Source organism: Synechococcus sp. R55.7, assembly GCF_047461955.1.
GTDB lineage: Bacteria > Cyanobacteriota > Cyanobacteriia > Thermostichales > Thermostichaceae > Thermostichus.
Window position 1 is genome coordinate 1 of sequence record NZ_JANSIC010000288.1, and the last position, 2,562, is coordinate 2,562.

The following is a 2,562-nucleotide window of genomic DNA, read 5'->3' on the forward strand; positions in this document are numbered from 1 at the left end:
CTGAAGAAGGGACTCCCCGGACGGATTCCCTCTCAATCGATCCCTCGTTAACCCTCTTCGAGTTGTCTGTGCTCTGCACAGCACGGAGTGCTATGAAAGTGCAACACCTCTTCACCTCAGCTCTTGTGGGCGCAGCCCTCTCCAGTTTGAGCCTGCCCACCGCCGCTCTGGCCCAAGCCAACCTGCGGGAACTCCCTCCAGACCTGGCAGAACAGCTAACCACAGAGCAAATTTTGCAAGCCTGCGCCAACAACCAAGCAGATACTTTGCCCAGCCCTTTCCCGGATGTGGTGCCAAGCGATTGGGCCTACAAGGCGGTGCTTACCCTCTACTACTGTGGAGCCTACCGAGGGGCCATTCCACCGGAGCAATTCCGGCGCTACTTGGAGCAACAACGGGGATCCCAAACTTAGGTGGGCCTGCACCTCAAGCCGGATACATCTCCTGGATGAGGTGGGCATAGCGCTCAGCCACCGGGTTGCGCTTGATCTTCAGGGTCTGGGTCATAAGGCCGTTTTCCACGCTCAGCGGCTCCGGCAAGAAGCGAAAGTCGCTGACCTGCTCGTCGGGCCGGTAGCCAGGGCGTTCTTGGATGCGGCGGCGCACCTCCTGCAAAATCAAGGTGCGGATCTGGGGCTGGGCCAGCAGCTCGGCTTCCTCAGCCGGGATCCCTTGCTCGGCAGCCCAGGCTTTGAGGGCATCGAGGTTGGGGTAGATGAGGGCAGCCAATTTCTTTTGGTCTTGCCCGACGATCACGATCTGACTGATGTAAGGAGACTGCAGACAAGCATCTTCCAGCGGCTGGGGCTCGATGTTCTCCCCATTGAGTAGGACAATGACATCCTTGGCTCTGCCGGTGATCACCAGTTGCCCGTCGGGGGTGAGCCAGCCCAGATCCCCGGTTTCAAACCAGCCGTCGGAGCTGAGCACCTTGGCAGTGGCTTCCGGGTTGTTGTAGTAGCCCATCATCACCTGCGGGCCACGGGCCAGGATCAACCCCTTTTGGCCGGAGGGCAGGGGCTGTCGGGTTTCAGGATCCACAATGCGAAACTCCGTCCCCGGCAGAGGGGGGCCAGCCGTACCGCGCACATTGTTGTCTGGACGCCGCGCGCACAACACCGGCGAAGTTTCGGTGAGGCCGTAGCCATTCAAGATGGAAATGCCCACCACCTCGTAGAACAGATCCAAGTAGGCAGGCAGGGATCCACCGCCGCTGATGGCATGTTGAAAATTGGGGCCCAACGCCCGTCGTACCTTGCGGTAGATCAGCACATCGGCCAATCGGTGCAGGGGCCAGAGCAGCCAATGTTGCAGGCGAGCCTGCAGGCGCACCCAGGGGCTGACTCCGTAATGCAAAATCGACTGGTTGCGAGCTATCCGTCCAGAGAGCACATGGCTCTCACTCACGGCCATCAGAGCGCGGATCAGCCGCTGCATCAGGGGGCTTTTCTCTTTGAATTGCCGTTGGATCCCTTCATAAACGGTTTCCCAAATCCGCGGCACTGCCACCAGAAAATGGGGGTGCTCCTGTTGGAAATCTTGTTTGATAAAGCGAGGGCTGGTATAGACCAGCATGCAGGCACGGCTGAGGAGAAAATACTCGCAAGCCCGCTCATAAGAGTGCCAAGTGGGCAGAATGGTCAACACCTTATTCCCCGGTTGTGGCTGTACGACCACGCCCAAGTTCTCCACCTGGTGCATCAGGTTGCCGTGGCTGAGCATCACCCCCTTGGGCCGACCGGAGGTGCCGGAGGTGTAGATGATGGTGGCCAGTTGGGATCGCTCCAGCTTTGGGGGTTGGTAGGTGTGTTCCCGACCCTTTTGCAGCCATTGGGAAAAGTTCAGCACCCCTGCTTCCTGCTCATCGGAAAGCAACAGCAGCCGTTCCAGGCCCAGCTCCTGCACATCCGGCCGGATCCGCCTCAGGGTCTTCAGATCCTGAGCAATCAGGGCCGTGCTACCGGAGTGGCGCAAGATGTAGCCCAGCTCACTGGGATCCGCCACAGCGCTGCGGGGCACATTCACAGCTCCCGTGAACATCGTGGCCAGATCGGCCATCAGCCAGCGGGGGGAGTTATCGGCAAAAATGGCCACCCGATCCCCCGGGCAAATGCCCAAAGCCTGCAGGCCAGCCGCCAGGGTTTGAATGCGGCGAAACAGCTCTCCATAAGACATCTCGAAAACTGGCTGCGCGTGGGGATCCCGTAGGGCAACCTGACCGGCAAACTCTTCCGCCAGCACTTGCCAAACGTTCAGCAGCGTCGTCTCAGGGGCAGTGGGAGTAGCAGAAGCGGCAGCAGTTGTCATAGATCTGTACCGTAAATTACGTTTACAGTCTATTAAACCCAGCCTCTCTCCCCAGGTGTCGCTAGGACAGTTCCCAGCCTGTCACCCCATTCACCATCTTCCCCTTGCGGGGAAAAGGTAGGGATCAACACTATAAAATCTTGCGCTGGCAGAACCAGGGTGGTGATTGCTCGCCCCGGCAGATTGCGCACAAAACTTTACAATTTTGATCAAACCGGATCCCATATCTCCCATGGGGATCCCGGCTGTAAGCTT

Annotated in this window: 2 protein-coding genes; one reads left to right on the forward strand and one right to left on the reverse strand. The window is 58.9% G+C overall.

The window, feature by feature from the left end; all coding sequences use genetic code 11:
• A partial coding sequence (locus NW820_RS11775) for a hypothetical protein (protein WP_414407578.1) occupies window positions 1–413 on the forward strand: 413 nt, incomplete at its 5' end.
• Window positions 414–426: 13 nt separating this feature from the next.
• On the opposite strand, the gene NW820_RS11780 is transcribed toward NW820_RS11775, so the two are convergent.
• Window positions 427–2,307: an AMP-dependent synthetase/ligase gene (locus tag NW820_RS11780; protein ID WP_414407579.1), complete on the reverse strand. Its 1,881-nt coding sequence runs from the start codon at window positions 2,305–2,307 to the stop codon at window positions 427–429.
• Window positions 2,308–2,562: the final 255 nt, after the last annotated feature.

Bases quoted from the DNA above. Each gene is read 5' to 3' on its own strand.
- NW820_RS11780 (WP_414407579.1), bottom strand. From the start codon at position 2,307: ATGACAACTGCTGCCGCTTCTGCTACTCCCACTGCCCCTGAGACGACG.